This window comes from Actinoplanes derwentensis (assembly GCF_900104725.1).
Classification (GTDB): Bacteria; Actinomycetota; Actinomycetes; order Mycobacteriales; family Micromonosporaceae; genus Actinoplanes; species Actinoplanes derwentensis.
Window position 1 is genome coordinate 7,467,496 of record NZ_LT629758.1, and the last position, 24,223, is coordinate 7,491,718.

Below are 24,223 nucleotides of genomic sequence, written 5' to 3' on the forward strand. Positions count from 1 at the left end.
TGGTCCGGCTAGAAGACCGGCCAAGTGTGCACCGGCTCGTTGGTGCGCTGAAGTTCCACGTACCGCTGGGTCATCTCGCGCAGTGCGGCGGCCCGGTCCCGGCCCCGCCCCTCGGCGGCCCGGACCGCGGCCGTCTGCCAGGTAGCCCCGTTGCGCCGGGTCCGGCAGCGGTCCTCGATGATCCCGAGCAGCCGGTCCCGCTGGGCCGGATGCACCCCGAACCGGTCGAGCCCGGCGTGGGCCAGCGGCAGCAGCACTTCGCGGACCAGTTCGGTGGCCGGTGTCGCAGCCCGGCCGGGCCAGGTCAGCCGGGCTTCGATGCCTTCGCGGGCCCCGGCCCGGAAGTTGGCTTCGGCGTCGGCGAACTCCAGATCGTGCCAGAGCCGCGGTTCGTCGGCGAGCCGGCCGATCAGTCCGAAGTAGAACGCCGCGTTGGCGAGCGTGTCGGCGACGGTCGGGCCGGATGGCAGGACCCGGTTCTCGACACGCAGGTGCGGCCGACCACCGGCGACGTCGTAAACGGGACGATTCCACCGGTAGACGGTGCCGTTGTGCAGTCTCAACTCGGACAACCGGGGGATTCCTCCGGCTTCGCGAACGGCAACCGGGTCTTCGTCGCTGAGTTCCGGCAGCAGCGGCGGGAAGTAACGGAGGTTCTCCTCGTACAGGTCGAGGATCGAGTCGATCCAGCGATCCCCGAACCAGACCCGGGGGCGCACGCCCTGGGCGCTGAACTCGGCCGGCCGGGCGTCGGTGGCCTGTTCGAAGAACGGGATCCGGGTCTCCGCCCAGAGCTGCCGCCCATAGAGGAACGGGGCGTTCGCACCGAGGGCGAGCTGCACCCCGGCGATGGCCTGGGAGGCGTTCCAGTAGCGCGCGAAGTCGTCCGGCGCGACCTGGAGGTGAAATTGCGCACTCGTGCAGGCGCCTTCGGGGGCGATGGTGTCGCTGCTGATCACCAGTCGCTCGGTGCCCTGGATGTCGATCCGGAAGTCGTCGCCGCGAGCGCCCACGATCTCGGCGTCCAGGGCCCGGAACCGTTCGTTGTCGGTGAGGCTGTCCAGCACCAGGTGTTCGGGGGTGAGGGTGGGCAGCATCCCGATCATCGCGAGCCGGCTCTCGTCCTTGTGCGCGCATTCGGCGGCGGCACGCAGGCAGTCCAGGATCTCGTCCTCGAAGTCGCCGAGCCCGGTTCCGGCGAGCCGGCGGGGTGGCACGTTGAGTTCGATGTTGAACCGGCCCAGTTCGGGCTGGAACCGGGGGTCACCGAGGTCGGCGAGGATCTCGATGTTGCGCATGACCGGTCCGCCCTCGGCGTCGACCAGGTTGATCTCGATCTCCAAGCCGGCGCTCGGGTCAGCGGTTTCGAACGGCTCGGACCTCAACATCTCGGACAGCACGTCGAGGCAGCGGCGCACCCTCTCCCGGAACTGGACCCGGTCGTGCGGTGTGAAGACGGCGGTCACCAACTCTTTGCCCATGTGCCCCTCCGGGGACGACGGGGACGAAACGGACGTCGATCACCGCTCTGTGAACGGACGCTTGCGCTCGGTCAACCCTGCCATCCCGGACCGGGGATCGCCAGAGATCATGCGAAAGGCGCCACCCCGGAAGCCGGGACGGCGCCTTTCGCAGGCCACAGAGGACTTGTCAGCCCTGCTGGAGGATGGCTTCACCCTCGATCTCGATCTTGACCTTCTTGCCGATCATCACGCCACCGGTCTCCAGGGCCATGTTGTAGGTCAGGCCCCAGTCCTCCCGGTCGATCTCGGTGTGCGCGCTGAAGCCGAAGAGGTGCTGCCCGTACGGGCTGGTGGTGGCACCCTCGAACTCGACGACCAGCTCGACCGGCTTGGTCACGCCCTTGATCGTCAGCTCACCGTTGAGCACGAACTCGGCACCCGCGTGCGACTTCACACCGGTGCTGCGGTACTCGATGGTCGGGTACTTCTCGGCCTCGAAGAAGTCGCCGGTGCGGAGGTGGCCGTCGCGGTCGACGTTGCCCGTCTCGACGCTCGCGGTCTTGATGGAGGCGGTCACCGAGGAGTCGAGCGGGTTCTCACCGACGACGACAGTGGCGCTGGCCTCAGCGAACTGGCCACGAACCTTGCTGACCATGAGGTGCTTGACGCTGAACCCGACCCGCTTGTGCGCCGCGTCCAGCTCGTAGGTGCCGGCGGCGGGGATCTGAAGACCTTCGAACTCACGGGTGCTGACGGTCATGACGCTTGCCTTCTCTCGAAGCTCTGTGGGGATGCTTGTCTGACGGAGCAACTATATGCGCAGCAATATTCCTCTTGTCAAGTGCCTGCTAGTGTTGACCACGTGAACACGGACCTGGACGACCCACGCCTCACCGCAGTCGGACTGCTGGCCGAGACCTACACCGGATTGATGAACCGCTTTGCCGCCCAGTTCGAGGAGCACCACCTCTCCCAGGTGGAGTTCGAGGTGCTGATGCGCCTGGCCCGCTCGCCCGGCAATCGGTTGCGGATGACCGATCTGGCCGGCCAGACCACCCTCTCCACCAGCGGCGTCACCCGCGTCGTCGACCGGATGGAGCGCACCGGCCTGGTCCGGCGGGAGGCGTGCCCGAGTGATCGGCGCAGTTCTTACGCGGTGATCACCGATGTCGGCACGCAGCGCCTCGACGAGGTTCTGCCGGGGCATCTGGAGCTGGTCCAGAGGTGGTATGTCGGGTTGCTCCCCGCCGACCGGCTGACGGAGTTGCTGGACTCGCTGCGCATCGTCCGCGACGCGGTCAACCCTTGCGCGGCTGCGGGCAGCGCGGAGACCGCACTGCCCGCCTGATCTCAGAACCTTTCAAAAGATCAAGACCCGGCTTGGGTACGAGGGACGAGCGCCCGCTCCGATCGTACCGCCGCAAGGGTTTTGATCTGGGTCAAAGCCCGAGACCCCGGGCGATGAGCATGCGCTGCACCTCGGAAGTGCCCTCGCCGACTTCGAGGATCTTCGCGTCCCGATAGAAGCGGCCGACAGCGGACTCGTTCATGAAGCCGTAGCCGCCGTGGACCTGAGTCGCCCACCTGCTGTTCTCCATCGCGGCGTTGCTGGCGTTCAGTTTGGCGATCGCCGCATACCGCTTGAAATCATCGCCGGCCAGCATCCGCGAGGCCGCGTCGTAGTAGCCGAGCCGGGCCACGTGTGCCCGCAGATCCATGTCGGCGATCAGGAACTGGACGGCCTGGTGGCCGCTGATCGGCTTGCCGAAAGCGGTGCGATTGCGGGCGTATGTCACCGACTCGTCGACACACCCCTGGGCCAGGCCGACCGAGAGCGCCGCGATGGCGATCCGCCCCTCGTCCAGGATCCGCAGGAACTGCGCAAGCCCACGGCCGCGCGCACCGAGCAAATTCGCGGCGGGCACCCGGACGTCGTCGAAGAACAGTTCGTGGGTGTCCGAAGCGCACCAGCCGACCTTGGAGTAACCGGGCGCCACGGTGAAGCCGGGAGTGCCGGACGGGACGATGATCGTCGACAACTCCTTGCTGCCGTCCTCATGCACGCCGGTCGCCGCCATCACCGTGACCAGGCAGGTGAGGTCGGTGCCGGAGTTGGTGATGAAGGCCTTCGTCCCGTTGATCACCCATTCGCCGGTGCGCTCGTCGAGGACCGCGCGGGTGGTGGTGCCGCCCGCGTCCGAACCGGTGCCGGGCTCGGTCAGACCGAAAGCGGCAAGTGCCTCACCGGTGGTCAGCCGAGGCAGCCAGCGTTCCTTCTGCTCAGCAGTGCCGTACCGGAAGATCGGCATGGCGCCGAGCGAGACCGCGGCCTCCAGCGTGACGGCGACCGAACTGTCCACCCGGGCCAGCTCCTCCAGGGCCAGGCAGAGCGCGAAATAGTCGCCGCCCATCCCACCGAACTCTTCCGGGAACGGGAGTCCGAAAAGGCCCATCTTGCCCATCTGGCGGACGATCTCGTACGGGAACGTCTTCTTCTCGTAATGCTCGGCGATCACCGGCGCGACCTGCTCCTGAGCGAACTGCCGCACGCTGACCCGCAACTCCTCGTGCTCGTCTCCGAGCCGGAAGTCGACCATGACTACCTCTCTCTAAACCGGAGTTACCCCATGCCTACGCCGCGAGAACGAACGGTCCTTGTCCCGGGCGGCGAGGAAGCGCCGGACCAGTTCGGCCCGTAGATCCGCCGGTTCGACCACGGCGTCCACCACGAGTTCGCTGGCCAGGCGCATGATGTCGATGTCGCGCTCGTACTCGGCACGGCGCTCGGTGACAAAGGCGGCCCGTTCTTCCGGGTCCTCGATCGCCGCGATCTTGTTGGCGTAGACCGCGTTCACCGCCGCCTCCGCCCCCATCACCGCGATCTTCGCGGTGGGCAGGGCGATGGTGGCGTCCGGCTCGAAACCGGGGCCGGCCATCGCATACAAACCGGCGCCGTATGCCTTGCGCACCACCACACAGATCTTCGGCACGGTCGCCTCGGAGATCGCGGTGATCATCTTGGCGCCGTGCCGGATGATGCCCTGCCGCTCGACCGCGGTGCCGACCATGAAACCGGGCACGTCGGTAAGGAACAGCAGCGGTACGTTGAAAGCGTCACAGAGTTGCACGAAACGGCTCGCTTTGTCGGCCGAGTCGACGAAGAGCACGCCGCCCTTGAACATCGAGTTGTTGCCGACGATACCGATCACCTCGCCGTTCATGCGGGCGAATCCGACTGTCAGCTCCCGGGCCCACAGAGCCCAGATCTCGAAGTAGGAGTTCTCGTCGACCAGGCCTTTCACGTACCGCCGCATGTCGAAGGCCTGGCGCTCGCTGGCCGGGACCAGACCGCCGAGATCGATCTTCGAGGGGTTGGCGGCAGCCGCCGCCGGAGGCCGTTTCGTCCAGTTGGACGGCAGGTAGGACAGGTAGGTCCGGACCACGTCGAGGGCCTCGCGCTCGGACTTGCAGAGGAAGTGCCCGACGCCGGACTCCTTGCAGTGCACCTGGGCGCCACCCATCGCCTCCAGGGTGGTCTTCTCCCCGGTGACCATCTCGACCATCCGGTCGGAGCCCAGATACATACTCGCGTTGCCGTCGACCATGGCGACCACGTCGCAGAACGCCGGAATGTAGGCCCCGCCCGCCGCCGACGGCCCGAACAGCGCGCAGACCTGGGGAATCGCCCCGGACGCCTTGACCTGGGTGTGGAAGATCTTGCCCGCGCCGCGCCGGCCCGGGAAGAGGTCGACCTGGTCGGTGATCCGGGCGCCGGCCGAGTCGACCAGGTAGACCATCGGGACGCCGAGCTGGTAGGCGCGCTCGATGATCCGGATGATCTTCTCGACCGTCCGGGCGCCCCAGGAACCGGCCTTGACCGTGGAGTCGTTGGCCATCACGCAGACGTCGCGGCCGTCGATCCGGGCGGATCCGGTGATCACGCCGTCGGCGGGCAGCCCGTCGGCGAGACTGTTGGCGTAGAGGCCGTCCTCGACGAAGGAACCCTCGTCGACCAGCAGCGCGATCCGCTCACGAGCAAAGAGCTTGCCCTTGGCGGCGTTGGCGGCGTGATAACGCTCCGCACCGCCGGCCAGCACACGCTTGCGCACTCCGGCCAGCGTCTCGCCGTCCATGGCACTCCTTAACGCTCGTTAGACTTAACGAACGTTAGGGTATCTCACAGAGTGATACACCGGCAACGCCGAACGGGAGCCCCCTGAGGAACTCCCGCTCGGTCTCACCGAATACTTCAGCGCACAGCGTTCAGCAGGATCTTCTCGGCACTACGGCCGCCGACCTTGGTGTTGCCGTTCGCGTCGCCGGCCGGAGTGGCGTAACCGTCGTCCGGGGTCTCGGCGACGTTGCCGCGGTTGCCACCGTTCTTGTAACCGGCGTCGTCCACGTCCTGGTCGCCGTAGCCGTCCGGGTTGCCGCGGACCGGGTTGTCGTCCTTGGCGATGGTCTTGCCGGGCTTCTTCTTGTCGCAGTCCTTGTTGTGGTCCTTGTCGTCACACTTGCCGGGGTTGCCCTTACCAGGGCCCTTGCCAGGGTTGCCCTTGCCGGGGTTGCCCTTGCCGCCGCCGTTGTCGCCGGGGTTGCCGTAAGCACCGCCGGGGGTGCCACCGTTGTTGCCGGTGCTGGGGTTGCCACCATTGGCGTAGCCGCCGTTGTTGCCGCCGCCGTTGTTGGCCGGGGCCGGGTTGCCGTAGCCGCCGCCGTTGTTGGCCGGCGCCGGGTTGCCGTAGCCGCCGCCGTTGTTGGCCGGCGCCGGGTTGCCGTAAGCACCGCCGGGGTTGCCGCCGTTGGCGTAGCCGCCGCCGTTGGCGTAGCCGCCGCCGTTGGCGTAGCCACCCTGGGTGCCGCAGCCGCCGCCGTCGAGGAAGCCGATCGAGGTGCCGCAGCCGCCGCCACTGATGTAGCCGCCGCTGGTGTAGCCACTGGCCACGACGACGCCGTAGCTGTCGTCGTAACCGCCGCCGCAGCTGCCGTAGTCGTCGTAGTCGCCCACCACGCCGTAGAGGGTCGAGGCGCGGTAGACGTTCCAGTCACCGCAGTCGCTGCCGCCGATGACGTAACCCGGGGTGTAGACCGGGACGACCCGCTTGGCCCAGTGGGCCCGCTTGCGGTGGACGTAGCCGACGCTGTTCGAGCAGGTGCTGTAGGAGCTGATGTACGAGTTGCCGCAGCTGCTGTGGCCGAGAAGACCACCGAGGCCGCCGAAGCCCGGGAAGAACCCGCCGCCGCTCTCGACGCGCTTCTTGTCGTGCTTGAAGGCCCGGCTCTCGACCTGCTTCTTGCCGTGCTTGACGGTCCGGCTCTCAACCTGCTTCTTGACGGTCCGGCTCTCGAGCGGCCGATCGCCGATCTCGTTACCGCAGACGCCGGTCCCGGTCGCGGAACCGAGCAGACCGAGCGCGGTGTCGCACACGGTGGCCGGGACGTCGACCGGCATGGACACCGGGCTGCCGTCCAGAATGCCGAAGTTGCCGAAACTGGTCTGGCCGGTATCGGCCAGCGCGGCAGCGGACGGGGCGAGCAGCAGGGCTCCGGCCGCGAGGATACCGACACTCAGAGTCTTACGAACCCAAGTCTTCTTCATCAGAGAAGGGATGCCTTTCACAAATGGTCAATTCTGTTTATGAAGTTTTTCTTCCGACCCCGAATTCGGGCGCAATGGCTCCCCGGAGCTATTCCTCCAGCCTGAATTCGCTGGTGACAGCGCCTTCTCAAGGCGTCACGCTCAAGGCATCACGCGATTCGCCGCTCGTTCGCAAGCGGTTGAGGAATCGCGCGGTTCGGGCGCTTGACGACAGCGCCGGGCGGGGTCAGTCCGGTGAAACGATCGGGGCCGGGGCCTCCGGTTCGGAGGGACTCCGGTGGATCTTCGGTGCGGTCTCCGACGGCTGGTCAGCCGCTTTCAGGAGCACGCCGACCGCGGAGACGACAAAGGCACGCGGGGCACACCCCACGCGGCGCTCCGGTCGCCGCTCCGCCCCCTGGCTGTGGGACGGCATGTGCGAGGAGCCGCCGTGGGTGATCACGGAGCGGCTCGTCGTGCGCTCATCGCGCTCGACCCCCCAGCTCTTCACGATCACCCCTCGTCGTCAACGGCAGCCGATCCGTTCCTTTAGGCAGGAACACAGGCGCTATTGGCTGCTCGGTATTGGTAACGACGGGAGCGCGCGGAAAGTCACGCCGGCAATTCGGGAAATCGAACGCCGGAAAGAGTCACCGGAAATCACGCCAAGCGGGTGCGTGGCCCCGCCCGGAGAACACCGGACGGCAACCGGCGACCGATCAGGCGTTCCGCCAGGGCAGCCGCCTCGATAAGGCGGTCCAGGTCGATTCCGGTGTCGATGCCCATGTCGTGGAGCATGTGCACCACCTCCTCGGTGGCCACGTTGCCGGAGGCTCCCGGGGCATACGGGCAGCCGCCCAGACCGCCGGCGCTCGCGTCGAACTCGGAGACGCCCAGGTCCAGTGCGGTCAGGATGTTCGCGAGCCCCGTACCCCTGGTGTTGTGGAAGTGGAGCAGGTCCGGGCGTACCACCGACAGAAGATCTCGAACCCGCCGCGGCGTCGCCATGCCCGTCGTGTCGCCGAACGCGATGCGGTCCGCGCCGTCGGCGCGCACCCTGGCCACGATGCCCGCCACCCGATCCGGGTCGACGTCACCCTCGAACGGGCAGCCGAAACTGGTCGCGACGATCACCTCGAGAGTCGCGCCGGCCTCGTGCACCAACGGGATGAGCAGCGCGATGTCGTCCAGCGACTCCTCTGTGGAGCGATTGAGATTGCGCCGGTTGTGAGTGTCGCTCGCCGACACCACCACCTCGATCTCCCGAAACCCGGCGGCGAGCGCGCGCTGGGCACCCCGGGTGTTCGGGATCAGCGCGGAGTAACGCACATCCGGGTTGTGCCAGGACTTCGCCCAGACCTCGTCGGCGTCGGCCATCTGCGGAATCGCCCGGGGCGAAACGAAGGAGACCGCCTCGATCCGGCGCACCCCGGTCCCGCTCAGGGCGTCGAGCAGCTCGACCTTGGCAGCGGTGGCGATGGGCTCCTCGTTCTGGAGACCGTCTCGGGGCGCCACCTCACGGATGATCGCTTTCACCGCATCCGCCCGACGATGCCGGTGTCGTAGTCACCGGAGAGGAACTCCTCGTTCTCCAGCAACTCGGCGAAGAAGGGCAGGTTGTTCTTCGGGCCGGCGATAGCGAAGTCCCGCACCGCGGCACGGGCTCTGGCGATCACCTCGTCCCGGTCCGCGCCGAAGATGATCAGTTTCGCCATCAGCGAGTCGTAGTGCTGGCTGACCGTGGCGCCCTCGGCGTAACCGGAGTCGACGCGGACGCCCTCGCCGGACGGCTCGACCCAGGTGGTCACCTTGCCGGGGCCGGGGAAGAACCGTTTCGGGTCCTCCGCGTTGATCCGCAGTTCCAGCGCGTGACCGGTTTGGACACCGGGCACCTCGACGTCTTCTCCGGACGCGATCCGAAGCTGGGCCTCCACCAGGTCGATGCCGTGAATCAGCTCGGTGATCGGGTGCTCGACCTGCAGCCGGGTGTTCATCTCCAGGAAGAAGAACTCGCCGGTGGTGGGGTCGAGCAGGCACTCCACCGTGCCCGCGTTGCGGTAGCCGACCGCCGCACCGGCTTTCACCGCCGCCGCCTTCATCCGCTCGCGCAGCTCCGGGCTCACCGCGGGCGACGGGGCTTCCTCGGCCAGCTTCTGATTGCGGCGCTGCACCGAGCACTCCCGCTCGGAGAGGGCGATCACCCGGCCGTCCGCCAGGCCGAGGATCTGCACCTCCACGTGCCGCACCCGGGGGAAGTAGCGCTCGATCAGCACCGCGCCGTCACCGAACATCCGCTCGGCGAACGTGTGGACCTTCTCGTACTCCTTCGCCAGGCCCGCCGCGTCCTCGGCGACGGCCATGCCCATCCCGCCGCCGCCGGCCGCGGCCTTCACCATCACCGGGAAACCGATCCGCTCGGCCGTGGCCAGCGCGTCCTCGGCGCTGGCGGCCGGATCCGCGGATCCCGGCGCGACCGGCACACCGGCCGCTGCCATCAGATTCCGGGCGTTGATCTTGTCGCCCATCGCGGTGATCGCGTCGGCGCCGGGGCCGACCCAGACCAGACCATTGGCTTCGACCGTACGGGCGAAGTGGGCGTTTTCGCTCAAGAAGCCATATCCCGGGTGGATAGCCTGGGCGCCGGTCGACTTCGCGGCGGCCAGGATCGCCTCGACGTTGCGGTAACTCTCCGCCGGATTCGCCGGGCCGATGACCACCGCCTCGTCAGCCTCCCGGACGAACGGCATGTCTGCGTCCACATCCGCGTGGACCGCGATCGTCCGGATCCCCAGACGCTTGGCGGTCCGGATGATCCGGCGGGCGATCTCGCCCCGGTTCGCGACGAGCAGTGACTCGATCATGGCCCTCTTTCCGTCGGGGAGGATCGCCTCGTGGGCGTCGTTACTCCGTCCGCTTACTCCGTTTCACCGAACACGGCCTTGGGGGATCGCCCCTCGTCCAGTGTTCAGTGGCCGGTCAGTGCGTGGATCGTGGCGTCGCGCAGCAGGGCCGCCCGGCGCACCCGGTCGACCTCGCCACCGAGAAACGGCGTCGAGTTCATCAGGCCGAACGCGGCGTGGGCCAGCACCCTGGCCTCGGGGGCGGGCAGCTCCGGGCGCACCCGGGACAGCACACCGACCCATTCCTCGACGTACAGCCGCTGCAGTTTTCGGATCTGCCGGCGCGGATCCTCCGGAAGCCGGTCCAGCTCGTGCAGGTGCAGGGCGATCACCGCCGGGTTCGCCAAGGCGAACTCGACATGGAAGTCGATCAGGTCGGCGAGCGCCGCCTCCGCCTCGTCCGGATGCCGGGCGACCCGCTCCTTGCCACCCGCGAGCAGGCTCTCACTCACCGGGATCAAGGCGGCGACCAGCATCGCCTCTTTACCGGCGAAGTGGTGGTAGAGAGCCGGGCCGGTGACGCCGGCGGCGGAGCCGATGTCGTCCATCGACACACCGTGATATCCGCGGGAGGCGAACAGGCCCACCGCGATTTCCAGAATCTCGTCGCGGCGTGACCGCCGCCTCGGAGCCGGCGGAGTGGACCGGTGCCGCTGATCTACCGTCGTCACCTCGCAACTGTAACCCGGCGTCAAGTCGGGGCTTAACGGCCGTTCAGTCGAGTTACCGTCTCCTCATACAGGTCAACAGCCCGCTCCCGGGCCGGCGCGTCCGGGCCCAGCCGCTTCACCAGCACGCTCAGCAACCGCTCGGCCTCCACCGCTCCGCCCGAATGCAGCAGCGCCTCGGCCAGCATGCACTCCACCCGGTCGGCCTCGTCATCCGACCCGATCTCCCGCAGCCGCTCCGGCGCGCCCCGCAGATGCGGCACCGCCTCGGCATGACGACCCCGGCGCAGATAGAGATTGCCGATCTCAAAAGCGAAGATCGAGCGACTCCACCGTACGCCCGGCTGCTCTGCCACCTCGGCGGGCAACTCCTCGAACCGCCGCATGGCCAGCTGGATGACCTCCTCCGCCTCGGGCACCTCGTCGGCGTAGTTCAACGCCATCAGACGGCGGCGCAGCACCCGCAACTCGGCGACCAGTTCGCCGGCCTCGTACAGCGACTCGGCGGCGGCCCGAAAGGTCAACGCCGCCTCACTGTCCCGGTCCAGGTCGTAGAGAAGCTGACCAGCCTGCTCACCGACCTTCCCCCGACCGGCCGGGACGTCCGCCAGACTCTCGATCAGCGTCCGGTAGATGCCCAGCGCCCGATCGTTGTCACCGAGACTCCGGTAGACGGCGGCGAGCAGGAACCGGGTTTCGGCGAGCGGTTCCGGATAGTCCAGCCGCTCGAAACCGAGCAGCGCCTCCTCACCCACCTCGGCCGCCTCCGCCAGATGATCGGCCTGGTAGTAGGCCTGCGCCAGGTCCTGCCGGGCGAAGACACCGGCCTCCTCGCCGGACTCGGTCCCGGCCAGGATGACGACCGCCTCGACAAAATCGTCGATCGCCTCCTCCGCTCGGTCCAGTCGCATCAATGCACGGCCCCGGTTGATTCGGGCGGCCAGCGCCGGGCCGGGCAGACCCGACGCCAGCGTCTCGCCGAACGCGATCACCGCTTCCTCGGTGTCCTCGGTGAGCTGGCCGACCACCACTGCCGCTTCGGCACTACGGTGCACCGGGCCGTGCGTGCGGTAGAACTCCCAGGCCTGCCTGGCTGCCTCGACCGCCTCGTCGCCACGGTCGTCCATCGCCCGGTTATGGGCCCGGACCATCGCGTGATAGGCCTGCCGTCGCTGGTCACCGGTCTCCTCGGCGAACCGGTCCGCCCGGTCGCCGGCGTCGTTGGCCTCCTCCAGCCGGTTCAGCAGCCGGAACATCTGCGACAACCGGATCCAGGCGCTCGCCCGGCTCGCCGCGTCACCGTGCTCGTCGTGGTGGGCCACGTTCGCCTCCACCACCGCCAGCAGCTCGGGTGTCGGCTCGTCGTCGCGCGCCCGCAGCACCGCGAGCCGAGCCCGCATCATGCCGGCTTCACCGGCGTCACCGGCCTCGGCGAACAACTCGGCGGACCGTTCCCAGGCGGCCACCGTCTCCTCGGACTCGTCGTCAGGTAGTAGGAAGCCACGCAGCGACCACAGCCGGGCGGCGATCGTCACTTCGCCCCGCGCAGCTTCTCCCTGCGCTTTTCTTCCCTGCTCCGGGAATCTGGACTCGAAGGCTGCCAGGACCGTCCGGGCCGCGTCGTCGCGGTCGTCCTGGTGGTAGCGCTCAGCCAGATCGAGCAGCTCAGCAGCGGTGGCGGTGTCATCCACCGAGACCACCGGCTCCGGTTTCTGATCCGGCGCCTTCTCGACGCTCGGCTGCGTCATCCGGCGGACCGTGGCGGCGAGCGGAACCTCAACACCGAACGGCTCGACGTTCATCAACTCGGTGACCACCGCGGTCTGGTGTCCGGTGCCGTTGCGGGCGTCGAACCGGGCGGCCACCTCCAGGACGAACACCTCCAACTCCCCGCCCAGCCCGGCAGCGGTGATGTCCGGCCGATCCGACCGGCGGATCAGGGAGTCACCATGGCCCAGCTCGGTGAGCCGGCGCAGCAGCACCACCGCACCCGCGGCGAAATGCATCGCCGTGGCCGGTGACGGCGCACGATCCAGCCAGTCGAGGTGCCGCTGCAGAATCTCCAGGCCCCGATGCTCGTTCCCGGTCCGCGCGCAGAACCGGATGTGCCCGCCGATCTCCCACAGGTCCGCCAGATTGTTGCGTTCGAGCAGGTAGGAACGCCGGTGTGCATCAGCGGACTCCTGCAGACGGCCGGTCTTCAAGTAGACGGTCATCAGCTCGCCGAGGATGTTCTGCGGCTGCTCCGAACAGGGCAGGTCACCGGCGAGCACCGGCCCCGCCAGCTCGGCGGCCTCCTCGTACCGCTCGGCCGCCACCAGATGCCGGACCAGCGTCGTCGGGTCGCAGCCGGCACAGTCCGACAGCCTGTTACGAGGCGCGGCCTGCCACTTCTTGAACCACGACTCCGCTGCCTCCTGGTCGCCGACATGCCGGGCGATCAGATAGCGGTGCTTATAAACCGGCTGAAGACCGTGGCCGGACTCCCGGTAACGGCGCTCCATGTCGTCTAGGACCGCCCGAGTGCGCGCCAGCGGCACTTCGGGAAAAGCCGTCAGGGAACTGACCATGTTCTTGAACAGCCACAGCAGGCTGTGTTTCCACCGCTCGTGGTACGGCCCCGGGTTGCGGTCGAAATCGGACACGCACCACGAGAAGGCGGGGAACGCCTTCACCGGCTCGCCGCCATAGGCATAGGAGGTCGTGGCGAACAGCCGACTGTAGAACTTCAACTCGGCGTCATCGGTCGTGTCGACGTGCCGCAGCACCTGCTCGACGATCGCGGTCCGGGCGGACCCGTACGGCAGGTTGTCCGCCTCGCCGAGGAGATCCCACAGCTCCTGCGCGGTCTTCATCGGGATTCCTCCCCCGGCACGGCCCGGTCCAGCAGACCCAGGAACGAGGTGGTCAGCAGAGCCGCGTCGGACGGGCGGATCGGATGATGACCGAGCAGCAGAGCCTGACCGTAGAGCGACTCGACAGCGAGCCCCGCCAACTCGTCGTCGCCGAGCGCGGTCACCCGCCGGATCAGCGGATTGCGGTGGTTGAGAACCAGCTGCGGGCGCTCCGACGGAACCGTCCGGGACAACGCGTCGAGCACGCCACCCCACAGGTCGTCGGCTTGATCCCGGCTCGCCGTGAACTCGTCCTGGAACGCCGCCTCCCGGCTCACCAGATAGAGGGCGGGCAGCGTGACCGGGTCGAAGACCCGCACCACCACCTCACAGCCCAGCCGGTCCAGACGCCGCTGGGCGGCCGCCAGGAACGGGCGCAACCGTAGCTCGGTCTCAGTGTCCACGGCGGTGAACCGGGTGGTCAGATCGGTCGGGTCGAGCCGCTCGGCACGCACCTCCGGATCGACCAGGGCCAGCCGCTGGATCAGCTCGGCGTCATAGACGTAACCACCGTTGATCAGGCCCACGTCCTGCGCCGCGGCCACTGCGGCGAGCTGGCGGAACTCGTCTGCGGTCGACGCGTACCGCAGGACACCGTGCCGGGCCCGGAACTCGGAGAGCGTGACCTCACCCATGTTGGTCTGCATCGGGTACCACTGCTCGACCAGCCGCAACATCTCGTCGTCGTGCAGGGCCAGCGCCTTCACCCCGAGATGGTGAATGCTCAGGAACGCGGCCAGGCGTCGCGGATCGGTCGTGGAGAGCCGCACCAGCCAGCCCCGGAGCTGATCGGCGATCGCATCCCGGGTCTCGGCGAGCAGGCCGTCGTCGTACAGAGCCTCGCGGCTCGCGGTCGGGCGCAGCTCGGTGCTGTCGACCACACAGCGGGCGAAGAACGCCCACTCCGGCAGCAGGCCTTCGATGCTCTCGGAGAGCAGCATCCGCTTCAGGTAGACCCGGTGCCCGCCGCGGGTGGCCGGGTTGACCGGGGTGGGCAGCACGAACGCGGCACCGGTCAGACCGGCCGCCGGCACGTCCAGCTCGATCACGTCGAACGGGCGGAAACCCAGCGTCCGCTCGGCGTAGGCGAGACGGGACTCGGGCGGCAGGTTCCAGGGCAGGGTGCCGACGGTGACCTTGCGGTCGTCGACCATCACCCTGGCCGGGAGTAGAGCGCCGTACGTCCCGGCGAGCTCGGCCGTGGTCTCGGCGGTCAGGTAGTGCTCGGCACCACGGCGAGGAATCAGGATGACTGTGGTGCCCGGCTCACGCTCGTCGCCCGGGCGCACGTCGTAACGCCCGTCGGAGTAACCGGTCCAGAGCACCGGCGCGGCGCCTTCACGGCGGGTGTGCACCCGGATCTCGTCGGCGACCAGGAAACAGGAGAGCAGACCGATACCGAACTGCCCGAGGAACTCATGCCGGGCGAACCCCAGCTCGTCCCGTTTCGAACTACGGCCGATGGTGGCCAGCAACTCGTGCACCTGCGCCTCGGTCAGCCCGATGCCGTTGTCGTCGATCCGCAGCGTGCCGTCCCCACTGCTGTCGGACGACGTTATCGTCACCACGCCCTCATGCTCCGGCCCGACCGCTGTGATCGCGTCTACAGCGTTCTGCAACAGCTCACGGACGTACACGCGGGGGCTCGCGTAAAGGTGGTGGCTGAGCAGATCGACGATGCCCCGCAGGTCGACCTGGAACGTGTTGCTCACGCGCGGCACGGTACCGCCTACCACTGACAATTTCCGACCGATACGGCACTCCGCGCCACACCAATCGCAATCCGGCACCGCCCCACACAAAGAAGAACCACTGACCGCGACGGCCCCTGTTGAATCGGCTTCCTCTACTCGATCCACCGTCGCGATCAGCGGCCCGGCTAAGGGTGAAGTGGCCGGCGTGCAGCGTGCCGGGCACCGATCGACCGGGCTGGCGTCTCCCGGTTGGCCAGCAGAAGGGTGGCCAGGATCAACACCAGCGCGAACGGCCAGCACCACTGGGCCGCAGTCCAGCCGTTGGAGACCGGAATCGGCCACGGCGAACTCTGGTCGGAGAAGAACAGGGTCCCGACCAGGACGACGCCCTGAACCGTCGGCCCGAACAGCACTCCAGTGGCCTCCGGCCGGTAGCGGGCACCGACCGCGGCAGCGGCAACCGGCAGCAACCCGCACACGGCAGCCTGGAGGATCACGAAACCGGCCGGCCAGGTCTCCCCCACTCCCCCCGTGCTCCGGACTCCGACATAGATCAGGCCCCAGACCAGCATCGCCGGAACAAGCAGGATCGCCAGCCGCAACCACTGCCTCCGCCATCGCGCCACCGGAGTGATCACGGTGGCGGCCATCAGATCCGGCAGGGCGAACCCGGCAGCCGCACCGAGAACCGCCGCTGCCAGCCGCAACCCGATCACTGTCATCCCGAGCTGCGATTCCGCCTGCAACACCGGAACCTGCACAAGAAGCGCCAGTAACACCGCCACCGCAAAGGGCCACCACGGCACTGCCCGCGTCAGATGTGCGGCGAGCAGTCTGGTCACGGGCAGACCCCGCGCTCAGGATTGAAGAGCTGGCCATCCTGAGGCGTCTCCGGCTCGACCGGGATCGGTGGTGGCGTGATCGTCACGCCGAGCCCGGCCAGTGCGGATGCCGACGGATCGAGGACCTCGATCCAGTGCTCGGCAAGGTACCGCGACACCTCCTCGCGGGGTTTCGCCAGCAGCGTCTCGGCAGCCTGCGTCTCGGCCTGCCCATAGCGAATCCGGGGCACAGCCAGGTCTTTTTCAGGTGTGGCCAGCGCGAGCAGCCACATGGCTACCACGGTGCGATGCTGCCCCGCACCGTCACAACTGACCCACCGCCCGGCATCAGTGCGCCGGAGGATCCCCACCGAAGTGGCTACGTAGTCACGGACCATCCGCTCCCGGGAGTCCTCGGCCCAGACACCCATTCGGCCCCAGGTATCCCCGATGATCATTTCCGGATGACCGGGTGTCATCGGTTCCCCGTCGAACGAGTTGGCGATCTGCCGGACCGACGGCCGGTCCGCGGCCGCTGGCAGCAACTCGGCAGCAGGCTCGACCGCCTCCCGCCAATGCTCGATCCAATCCCCGAACCCGGGGAGCGCGCAGTAGCGCACCCCCTCATATGTCCGGCAGTCCAGCTTTTCGGGAGCGACGGCCAGCACGCTCACGCGTGAATCGATGACGTCGGGGACACCGTCGGCCTCCCGCTGTACAGCGAAACCGGCGAACAACACGGCCACGACGGCGACCACCGCCGAAGTCTTCGGAACCGCAGGCCGACACACCGCCGCGATCGCCACCGCCAGCAATCCCAGAAGGTAGAGCAGGTGCCACCCGAACGGATAGACCATGCCGAAGTCCAGCATGTCGAAGGGAACCGGGAAGAGATGGTTCTGGATCCGGCCCATTTCCATACCGGCGGCCAACAGGATGAAGAGCACGACGACCAGCGCGACCATGGTCAGCGGGCCGACCGCAACACCGGGCAGTAGCCGGCCGACCGCCACCCCGATGGCGGCTCCGATAGCCGGAATGACGGTCGCGATCAAGGCCGCCCACGGATCGAACTGCCCGACCGGCCAGGTCGGCAGTAACAGCAGCAAGGCTGCGAGGTAGACCACCGCTCCGGTGACCGCCGCAATCGGCACCGTCACCAGCAGGGCGAGGCTGCGCCGACCGGGATCGGCGGGCATGGTTCGGGTGGCCTCCTCGGCTCCGGCCCGATGATCCCGGCCGGCCGCGAGATGGGTGGCGAGCAGCAGGTTGGCCGCCAGGATCAGGGATCCCATGCCGATGTTCTCGTGGAAGGTCTCCCAGGTCGGCATCCTGGTCCAGGACCAGACGACACTCAGGGCGACGGACAGGATCAGCCCGATCCAGTAGTAGGGGCTGTGCCACATCCGCCGGGCCTCGGCTCGGGCCAGAGCCGCCGTCGCGACACCCGGGGCCGGCACGGGACGCTCGATCCGCTCCATCGTGACGGTCATCGGGCCGCCTCGGTGACCGCGGCTTTGCCGAGCAACATCAGATAGCCGTCCTCGATCGACGGCCGGGTGGCCTCGGCGCCGTCCGGTTGCTGTCCGACTGTCCGGTAGAGCCCGTCAGCGTTCCGCCAGTATGTGGTATTTCCTGTCGGTGGATCGTCGGAGAGCCACACCTGTCCCTCGGCCACCCCGGCCAGCTCACGTGGGCTGCCCTCGAAGATCATCCGGCCGCCGCTCATCACCACGACCCGCTCACAGAGCGCACCGACATCCTCAGTCTGGTGAGTGGAGAGCAGCACGGTCCGCCGCTCGCCGAGTCGCGAGATCAGTGCCCGGAACAGCATCCGTTGCTCGGGGTCGAGCCCGACGGTGGGTTCGTCGAGAATCACCAGGGCTGGGTCGCCGAGCAGCGCCTGAGCTAGGCCGAGCCGTTGTCGCATACCTCCGGAGAGTTTGCGCACCTTGGTTTTGGCACGGTCGGTGAGTTCGACCTCGCCGAGCACCCGCCGCACCTCGGCCCGCCGCTGTCGGGTCTCGGTGATCTCCTTCAGCACGGCGACGTAGTCGAGCAGGTCATACGCCGTGAAGTTCGGATACAACCCCGGGTTCTGCGGAAGGTAACCGATCCGGCGCCGGACCTCGGTCCGCTGCGCCGGCACGGCCGGGTCGAACCCGGACACCCGGATCGAACCGTCGTCCGGGGCGAGCGCGGTGGCCAAGCACCGCAGCAGGGTGCTCTTACCAGCACCGTTGGGACCGAGCAGCCCGGTCACACCGACACCGATCATCAGGTCGACAGAGTCGAGCGCGGTCCGTGAACCGTAGTGCTTGGACAGACCGCTGACGGTCACCGTGCTCATCGACTCTCCCCCAGGTCGAAGCGGCCGCGCCGCTGGAACAGAACGGCCGCGGCGACTACCGCCGTGGCGAGATAGGTGAACTGTGCGGGTGGCCCGAACACGGTCGACACAAAGATCTCCTGCTGGGCCTGATAGACCGCGAGGACTCCGATGAGCCAGAGGCCACCGAGCACACCGGCTGCCACCGGCAGGGACAGAGCCGTGGCCAGTGCCAGCGTCCCGGTGCAGAGCAGCAGGGCAGGCAGGAGCCAGCCGGCCGCCAGCCATCCCGAGCCGGGCAAGAGGAACCCGGCAACGGCGGTCATCACCGTCGCCACGCTGATGACCGAAATCGCCCGCCACAGCACCAGGGACGGGCCGGCTGACGGGGTGGTGCCGGTGATCTCGTGCATCGGATCGACCGCTGGGCCGTAGGCGCCGGAAACCGCGATCACCGGCAGGATCGGAGCCAGAATCAGGAACAGCCTGCTCGCCATCCCGTCGTCGCCGGCCCAGAACAGCAAGGACGCGGCAGCCGCGAGACCGAGGACGGCGAAGGTCGCCACCAGCCATGACCAACGCAGTGCCGGGGTGGCGGTGAGCAGACGGAACCGGTGCTCGGGCAGGCCGAACCGGGTGAGCAGTCGCTGTGCCGGGCCGGCTTTGGGCGCGTGGATGTCGTCGTAGACGACCGAGAAGTTGCCGGTCAGCCAGGTGATGTCGGCCGGGATCTCCCCCCGACAGGTGGCGCAGGCCAGCATGTGCGCCTCGACGGCCATGACCCGGCTCGGTTCGAGGACACCGTGCTCATACTGCTCGCGCAGCTCGGAATCGACATGCCATTCAGCAGTCATGCGGTGCCTCCTTGAACGTGCGGGCCGGATCCTCTCGGGCAGGTCATGTCAGGAGCTCCCGCAACCGGACGCGGGCGCGCATCAGCCGGGTCTTCACGGTGCCCTCGGGAATGCCGAACAGTTTCGCCGCCTCCCGCACGGTCAGACCGTCGAGCGCGGTGGCCTCGATCAGGCTGCGCAGCTCAGGGGAGAGCCGGTCGAGGGCAGGACCCAGGGCACCGTGCTCCACACCGAGCAGCACCAGCTCCTCAGCCGACGGTGTGGTGGAGACGTCATCGGACAGGTCAGCGGCGGGGTCGGTCAGCCAGCGGTTGGCAGGCCCTCGCAGCGCGGACACCAGACGGCGGACGGCGATGGTCCACAGCCAGGCCGCGGCGTCGGCGGTCCTCTCCTCGTACCGACAGGCTTCTTTCCAGACCGAGATAAACGTGTCCTGGATCGCGGCATCGACCACATCGGGATCGGAGCATCGCCGGCGCAGCCGGGCTCGCAACCAGCCGGCATGGCGGTGATGCAGCAGCCGCAGCGCCGCGGTCTGCTCCGCGGCGACGGCACGCAACAGCTCGGCATCGCTGCTCTGCTCGTTGACCGGAGGCACCGGTCTCTGTTTTCTCCGTCGCACATCTGGTCTATCGCTGCCGGGCCTCGATTTGGTTCACACAAAAAATTGGCGCTGCCTTTCGGCAGCGCCACCAGGGAGGTTCAGCTCAGTCCGCCGGGCTCCGTGCCCTTGGCGATCGGTGCCCGGACCAGGTTTCCCCACTCCGTCCAGGAGCCGTCGTAGTTACGGACCTGCGGATAACCGAGCAGGTGCCGCAGGACGAACCAGGTGTGGCTGGACCGCTCACCGATCCGGCAGTAGGCGATGATGTCGTCGGCCGACTCAAGGCCCAGTTCGTCCTGGTAGATCTTGATGAGTTCGTCGTGCGCTTTGAACGAACCGTCCTCGTTCGCCGCGGATTTCCACGGTTTGCTCACCGCGCCCGGGATGTGCCCGCCGCGCAGTGCGCCCTCCTGTGGATAAGCCGCCATGTGGGTCAGCTCGCCCGTGTACTCCTGGGGTGAGCGCACGTCGACCAGCGACCGCCCACTGGAGATGTGGCCCATCACCTGGTCCCGGAAGGCCCGGATCTCCGCGTCGTTACGAACCGGAGCCGGGTAGTCGGCGGCCGGACGGACCGTCTTCTCCCTGGTCAGTGTGCGACCCTCAGCCGCCCACTTCTGCCGGCCGCCGTCGAGCAGCCGCACGTCGCGATGCCCGAAGAGACTGAAGACCCAGAGGGCGTACGCCGCCCACCAGTTGAAGTTGTCGCCGTAGAAGACGATCGTGTCGTCACGGCCGATGCCCTTGGCCGCGCACAGTGCCGCGAATGCCGCCGGATCGAGATAGTCCCGGCTGATCTGGTCGTTCAGCTCCAGATGCCAGTCGACCTTGACCGCGCCGGGGATGTGGCCGGTGTCATAGAGCAGCACGTCCTCGTCCGACTCGACGACGACCAGGCCGGGAGTTTCCAGATTCGCGGCGAGCCACTCGGTGGTGACCAGTTTGTCGGGATGCGCGTACGCCTGTAGCGCCTGCGCCGGATCACTCGGAACGGACATGCCGACAACGCTAGCGCTAATCACTGCCGGTGCGGGGCCAGTGATGGGCGCATCGCCCGCCTGTGGATAACCGAGTGAATTCGTCGGGCCCGGTGCCTAAGCTCGCCCCATGTTGCTTCGGATGTCCACCTTGCTGCTCAAGACCCTGCGTGAGGAGCCGGCGGACGCGGAGGTGCCGAGTCACCGCCTCCTCGTGCGTGCCGGGTTCATCCGCCGCGCCGCGCCGGGCGGCTACACCATGCTCCCGCTCGGCAAGCTGGTCCTCGACCGGATCACCGCGGTCATCCAGGAGGAGATGTTCACCGCCGGCGGGCAGGAGGTCGCGTTCCCGGCCCTGCTGCCCCGCGAGCCTTACGAAGTGAGCAACCGCTGGACGGAGTATGGGGACCTTCTCCTCACCCTCAAGGACCGTCGTGGTGCCGACCATCTGCTCGCCCCCACACACGAGGAGATGTTCACCCTGCTCGTGCAGGACATGACCGGGTCGTACCGCGATTTCCCGCTGTTGCTCTTCCAGTTCCAGACGAAGTTCCGCGACGAGGCACGGCCCCGTGGTGGCCTGCTTCGCGGCCGCGAGTTCCTGATGAAGGACGCCTACTCCTTCGACCTCTCCGAGGCCGGACTGACCGAGGTGTACGGCCGGATGCGCGCCAGTTACCAGCGGATCTTCACCCGGATCGGCCTGGAGCACACCATCGTCTCGGCCACGTCGGGTGCGATGGGCGGCTCGGCGTCCGAGGAGTTCCTGGCCGTCGCCGAGGTCGGGGAGGACACCTTCGTCGGCTGCACCGCCTGTGACCACGCCGCCAACACGGAGGCCGTGATCACCTCGGTTCCGGCTGCGGTCACGACCACGACGCCTTCGATGGAGGTGCACGACACCCCGGAGACTCCGACGATCGCCTCCCTTGTCGAGCTGGCCAACGAGCAGCGGCTGGGTGGGCGCGACGACTGGTCGGCCGCGGACACCCTGAAGAACGTGGTGGTCACCGTGCACCACCCCGGCCGTGAGTCGGAGCTGCTGGCGATCGGTGTGCCCGGTGACCGCGAGGTCGACATGAAACGCCTGGAGGCCGCCCTGTCCCCGGCTACCGCGACTCTCTTCGACGACTTCGGCTCACACCCCGATCTGGTCAAGGGCTATCTCGGCCCACAGGGCCTCAAGATCCGCTACCTCGCCGATCCACGGGTCGCCCCGGGAACAGGCTGGCTGACCGGTGCCAACAAGCCGGGCCGGCACGCGACGAACGTGGTGGCCGGTCGCGACTTCACTCCCGACGGCACGATCGAGGCCGCCGAGGTGCGGGCCGGTGACCCGTGCGCGGCCTGCGGCGAGGGCACGCTGACGATGCGCCGGGGCATCGAGATCGGACACATCTTCCAACTCGGGCGGCGCTACACGGACGCGTTCAAGGTCGACGTGCTCGGTTCCGACGGCAAACCGGTCCGGCCGACCATGGGCTCGTACGGCATCGGCGTCTCCCGTGCGGTCGCCGCCATCGCCGAGCAGCATCACGACGACCGTGGTCTGGTCTGGCCGGCCTCCGTCGCGCCCGCTGACGTGCACATCGTCGCCGCCGGTAAGGACGGTCAGGTCGAGGCGGCTCTCCAGCTCGGCGCCGCCCTGTCCCGGGCCGGAGTGCGGGTCCTCGTCGACGACCGGCCCAACGTTTCGGCCGGGGTCAAGTTCACCGATGCCGAGCTGATCGGCATCCCACGGGCGGTCGTGGTCGGGCGCCGGCTCGCCGAGGGATGGGTCGAGGTCCGTGATCGCCGGAGTCAGGAGCGAAAGGATGTCCCACTTGTGGACGTGGCGGGTGTAATCACGGCGGACGTCGGGTAACGAGTGAGGCGACAGCGCTGGAGAGGCGGAAGCATGGTCAGGCTGGTCGCTGACGCAATGACCCGGCAGGTTGTATACCTGCCGGCGGACACCCCACTGGACGAGGCCGCTCAGGCCATGCGAGACCAGGGCATCGGCGACGTGGTCGTCACCGAGGGCCCCACCTTGGCCGGCATCGTGACCGACCGGGACATCGTGATCCGCGCGATTGCCGAGCATCACGCGCCATCCACCACCATGCTCGGTTCGATCGCCACCCGCGAGCTGCTGATGGTCGAGCAGAGCGCCACGGTGGAGGAGGCTGTGCGGGCGATGCGGGATCGTGGCGTACGACGCCTGCTGGTCTGCGACGCGGACCGCAACCTGGTCGGCATCCTCAGCCTGAGTGACATCGCTTTGCTCCCCACTTCCTCGGCCGCCGCCTGACCACGGCGGGCGGCGGAATGGGCTCCGCGTAGGGTCGAAGTGTGAGTGACATGCCGCCGAAACTGGCCGAGATCGTCGACGAGTTCGCCTCCGCCCCACGGGACGTGGTGCTGGAGATGCTGCTCGAGTTCTCTGACGCCGTGCCGCCTCTGCCCGCCGATCTGGCCGGGCATGAGGGCATGGAGCAGGTTCCGGAGTGCCAGACCCAGTTCTTCCTGAAGGCGATCGTGCAGCCGGACGGCAGTGTGGTGACCCACTTCGACTGCCCGCCGGAGGCGCCGACCACGCGTGCCTTCGCCGGCATCCTGGCGGAGGGCTTGGCCGGTGCGTCCGCGGCGGAGATCCTGGCCGTGCCGGCCGATCTCTATGCCCGGATGGGCCTGTCCCAGGCGCTCAGCCCGCTTCGGGTGCGCGGCGGGACGGCGGTTCTGGCACGCCTCAAGCGTCAGGTCGCCGAGCAGACAGCTGCCTGAAGCTGAGCAGGACAATCCCCCAAGACGGAGTGACGTGGATATTCAGGTCTGGTCCGATGTGATCTGCCCGTGGTGCTACATCGGCAAACGCCGTCTCGAACGAGCACTGGAGTCCTTCGGCGGCACGGTGACGGTCACCTACCGCGCCTACCAGCTGGACACCTCGCCAGTGCACCAGCCGTTGCCGATCAAAGAGGCCATGGCCGCCAAGTTCGGCGGGGCGGCTCGTGCGGACGAGATGTTCGCGCAGGTGACCGCTATCGGTGCGGGCGAGGGTCTGGCCCTGGACTTCGATCGGGCGATCGCGGCCAACACCCTCGCCGCGCACCGGTTGATCGCCTGGGCCGCGACACACGGCCGACAGACGGACATGCTGGACGCGCTGCAGAGGGCGCACTTCACCGACGGTGTCGACCTCGGCTCGCTGCCGGTGCTCGCCACGGTCGCCGAGTCGATCGGCCTGCCCGCCGCGGAGGCGCTGGCCTACCTGGAGTCGGAGGCCGGCACCAACGCGGTCCGCACCGACATCGAGGAAGCTCGCGCGCTCGGGATCAGTAGCGTCCCGACGTTCGTGATCGACGGGAAGTACGCCCTGTCCGGCGCCCAGGAGTCGACCACGCTGCTGTCAGCCCTTGAGGAGATCGTGCGCCGCGAGGACGCCCACGCCGGCCAATGATG

The 24,223-nt window shown here is 68.1% G+C and carries 21 protein-coding genes; 5 read left to right on the plus strand and 16 right to left on the minus strand.

The features are described from left to right. Positions 1 to 8 precede the first annotated feature (8 nt). Both BLU81_RS33015 and BLU81_RS33020 read right to left on the minus strand, forming a co-directional pair. Positions 9 to 1,481 carry a glutamate--cysteine ligase family protein gene (locus BLU81_RS33015; RefSeq protein WP_092550161.1) on the minus strand — a complete coding sequence of 491 codons (1,473 nt, stop codon included), beginning with the start codon at positions 1,479 to 1,481 and terminating at the stop codon, positions 9 to 11. A 169-nt stretch (positions 1,482 to 1,650) separates the two neighbouring features. After that, a complete protein-coding gene (locus tag BLU81_RS33020) occupies positions 1,651 to 2,223 on the minus strand; it encodes a YceI family protein (protein WP_092550164.1) in 573 nt (190 codons plus the stop codon). Positions 2,224 to 2,325: 102 nt separating this feature from the next. Here BLU81_RS33020 and BLU81_RS33025 point away from each other — a divergent pair, with 102 nt between their 5' ends. After that, positions 2,326 to 2,811, plus strand: a complete 486-nt coding sequence (locus BLU81_RS33025) for a MarR family winged helix-turn-helix transcriptional regulator (RefSeq protein ID WP_172890663.1) — start codon at positions 2,326 to 2,328, stop codon at positions 2,809 to 2,811. A 91-nt stretch (positions 2,812 to 2,902) separates the two neighbouring features. Here BLU81_RS33025 and BLU81_RS33030 read toward each other — a convergent pair whose 3' ends face one another. From BLU81_RS33030 to BLU81_RS33100, 14 genes are all read right to left on the minus strand, one after another. After that, positions 2,903 to 4,060 carry an acyl-CoA dehydrogenase family protein gene (locus BLU81_RS33030; RefSeq protein WP_092550167.1) on the minus strand — a complete coding sequence of 386 codons (1,158 nt, stop codon included), beginning with the start codon at positions 4,058 to 4,060 and terminating at the stop codon, positions 2,903 to 2,905. A gap of 12 nt (positions 4,061 to 4,072) precedes the next feature. Further along, positions 4,073 to 5,596 carry an acyl-CoA carboxylase subunit beta gene (locus BLU81_RS33035; RefSeq protein WP_092550170.1) on the minus strand — a complete coding sequence of 508 codons (1,524 nt, stop codon included), beginning with the start codon at positions 5,594 to 5,596 and terminating at the stop codon, positions 4,073 to 4,075. Positions 5,597 to 5,712: 116 nt separating this feature from the next. Next, positions 5,713 to 7,062 (minus strand): hypothetical protein, encoded by a 1,350-nt coding sequence (locus BLU81_RS33040; RefSeq protein WP_092550173.1) that lies wholly within the window; start codon positions 7,060 to 7,062, stop codon positions 5,713 to 5,715. A 639-nt stretch (positions 7,063 to 7,701) separates the two neighbouring features. Further along, positions 7,702 to 8,577, minus strand: a complete 876-nt coding sequence (locus BLU81_RS33050; RefSeq protein WP_092550180.1) for a hydroxymethylglutaryl-CoA lyase — start codon at positions 8,575 to 8,577, stop codon at positions 7,702 to 7,704. Beyond that, positions 8,574 to 9,902 (minus strand): acetyl-CoA carboxylase biotin carboxylase subunit, encoded by a 1,329-nt coding sequence (locus tag BLU81_RS33055; protein WP_092550182.1) that lies wholly within the window; start codon positions 9,900 to 9,902, stop codon positions 8,574 to 8,576. Before BLU81_RS33055 ends, BLU81_RS33050 begins: the two co-directional genes overlap by 4 nt. Before the next feature lie 104 nt (positions 9,903 to 10,006). Further along, complete coding sequence (locus tag BLU81_RS33060) at positions 10,007 to 10,612, minus strand: TetR/AcrR family transcriptional regulator (RefSeq protein ID WP_092550185.1); 606 nt, start codon at positions 10,610 to 10,612, stop codon at positions 10,007 to 10,009. A gap of 32 nt (positions 10,613 to 10,644) precedes the next feature. Continuing rightward, positions 10,645 to 13,464, minus strand: coding sequence for a tetratricopeptide repeat protein (locus tag BLU81_RS33065; protein WP_092550188.1), 2,820 nt, complete (start codon positions 13,462 to 13,464; stop codon positions 10,645 to 10,647). Next, positions 13,461 to 15,215 (minus strand): HSP90 family protein, encoded by a 1,755-nt coding sequence (locus BLU81_RS33070; protein ID WP_092557983.1) that lies wholly within the window; start codon positions 15,213 to 15,215, stop codon positions 13,461 to 13,463. Before BLU81_RS33070 ends, BLU81_RS33065 begins: the two co-directional genes overlap by 4 nt. A 167-nt stretch (positions 15,216 to 15,382) precedes the next feature. After that, positions 15,383 to 16,039 (minus strand): hypothetical protein, encoded by a 657-nt coding sequence (locus BLU81_RS33075; RefSeq protein WP_157751874.1) that lies wholly within the window; start codon positions 16,037 to 16,039, stop codon positions 15,383 to 15,385. Further along, a complete protein-coding gene (locus tag BLU81_RS33080) occupies positions 16,036 to 17,511 on the minus strand; it encodes a hypothetical protein (protein WP_092550193.1) in 1,476 nt (491 codons plus the stop codon). The genes BLU81_RS33075 and BLU81_RS33080 overlap by 4 nt, the downstream gene beginning before the upstream one ends. Continuing rightward, positions 17,508 to 18,368, minus strand: coding sequence for an ABC transporter ATP-binding protein (locus BLU81_RS33085; RefSeq protein WP_092550196.1), 861 nt, complete (start codon positions 18,366 to 18,368; stop codon positions 17,508 to 17,510). Before BLU81_RS33085 ends, BLU81_RS33080 begins: the two co-directional genes overlap by 4 nt. Further along, positions 18,365 to 19,201, minus strand: coding sequence for a hypothetical protein (locus BLU81_RS33090; protein ID WP_092550199.1), 837 nt, complete (start codon positions 19,199 to 19,201; stop codon positions 18,365 to 18,367). Before BLU81_RS33090 ends, BLU81_RS33085 begins: the two co-directional genes overlap by 4 nt. A gap of 43 nt (positions 19,202 to 19,244) precedes the next feature. After that, on the minus strand, positions 19,245 to 19,799 hold the full coding sequence (locus BLU81_RS33095; protein WP_197686010.1) for an RNA polymerase sigma factor: 555 nt from the start codon (positions 19,797 to 19,799) through the stop codon (positions 19,245 to 19,247). A 104-nt stretch (positions 19,800 to 19,903) separates the two neighbouring features. Continuing rightward, on the minus strand, positions 19,904 to 20,803 hold the full coding sequence (locus tag BLU81_RS33100) for a sulfurtransferase (protein WP_092550205.1): 900 nt from the start codon (positions 20,801 to 20,803) through the stop codon (positions 19,904 to 19,906). Between the two features lie 109 nt (positions 20,804 to 20,912). On the opposite strand from BLU81_RS33100, the gene BLU81_RS33105 reads away from it, so the two are divergent. Genes BLU81_RS33105 through BLU81_RS33120 form a run of 4 tightly spaced genes read left to right on the plus strand, consistent with a single transcriptional unit; the run spans position 20,913 to position 24,221 of the window. Next, positions 20,913 to 22,646, plus strand: a complete 1,734-nt coding sequence (locus BLU81_RS33105) for a proline--tRNA ligase (protein WP_092550208.1) — start codon at positions 20,913 to 20,915, stop codon at positions 22,644 to 22,646. A 33-nt stretch (positions 22,647 to 22,679) separates the two neighbouring features. Then, positions 22,680 to 23,072 carry a CBS domain-containing protein gene (locus BLU81_RS33110; protein WP_092550211.1) on the plus strand — a complete coding sequence of 131 codons (393 nt, stop codon included), beginning with the start codon at positions 22,680 to 22,682 and terminating at the stop codon, positions 23,070 to 23,072. A 41-nt stretch (positions 23,073 to 23,113) separates the two neighbouring features. Continuing rightward, entirely contained in the window at positions 23,114 to 23,545 is a 432-nt protein-coding gene (locus tag BLU81_RS33115) for a SufE family protein (protein WP_092550214.1), read from the plus strand. A 34-nt stretch (positions 23,546 to 23,579) separates the two neighbouring features. Continuing rightward, complete coding sequence (locus BLU81_RS33120; protein ID WP_092550217.1) at positions 23,580 to 24,221, plus strand: DsbA family oxidoreductase; 642 nt, start codon at positions 23,580 to 23,582, stop codon at positions 24,219 to 24,221. Positions 24,222 to 24,223 lie beyond the last annotated feature (2 nt).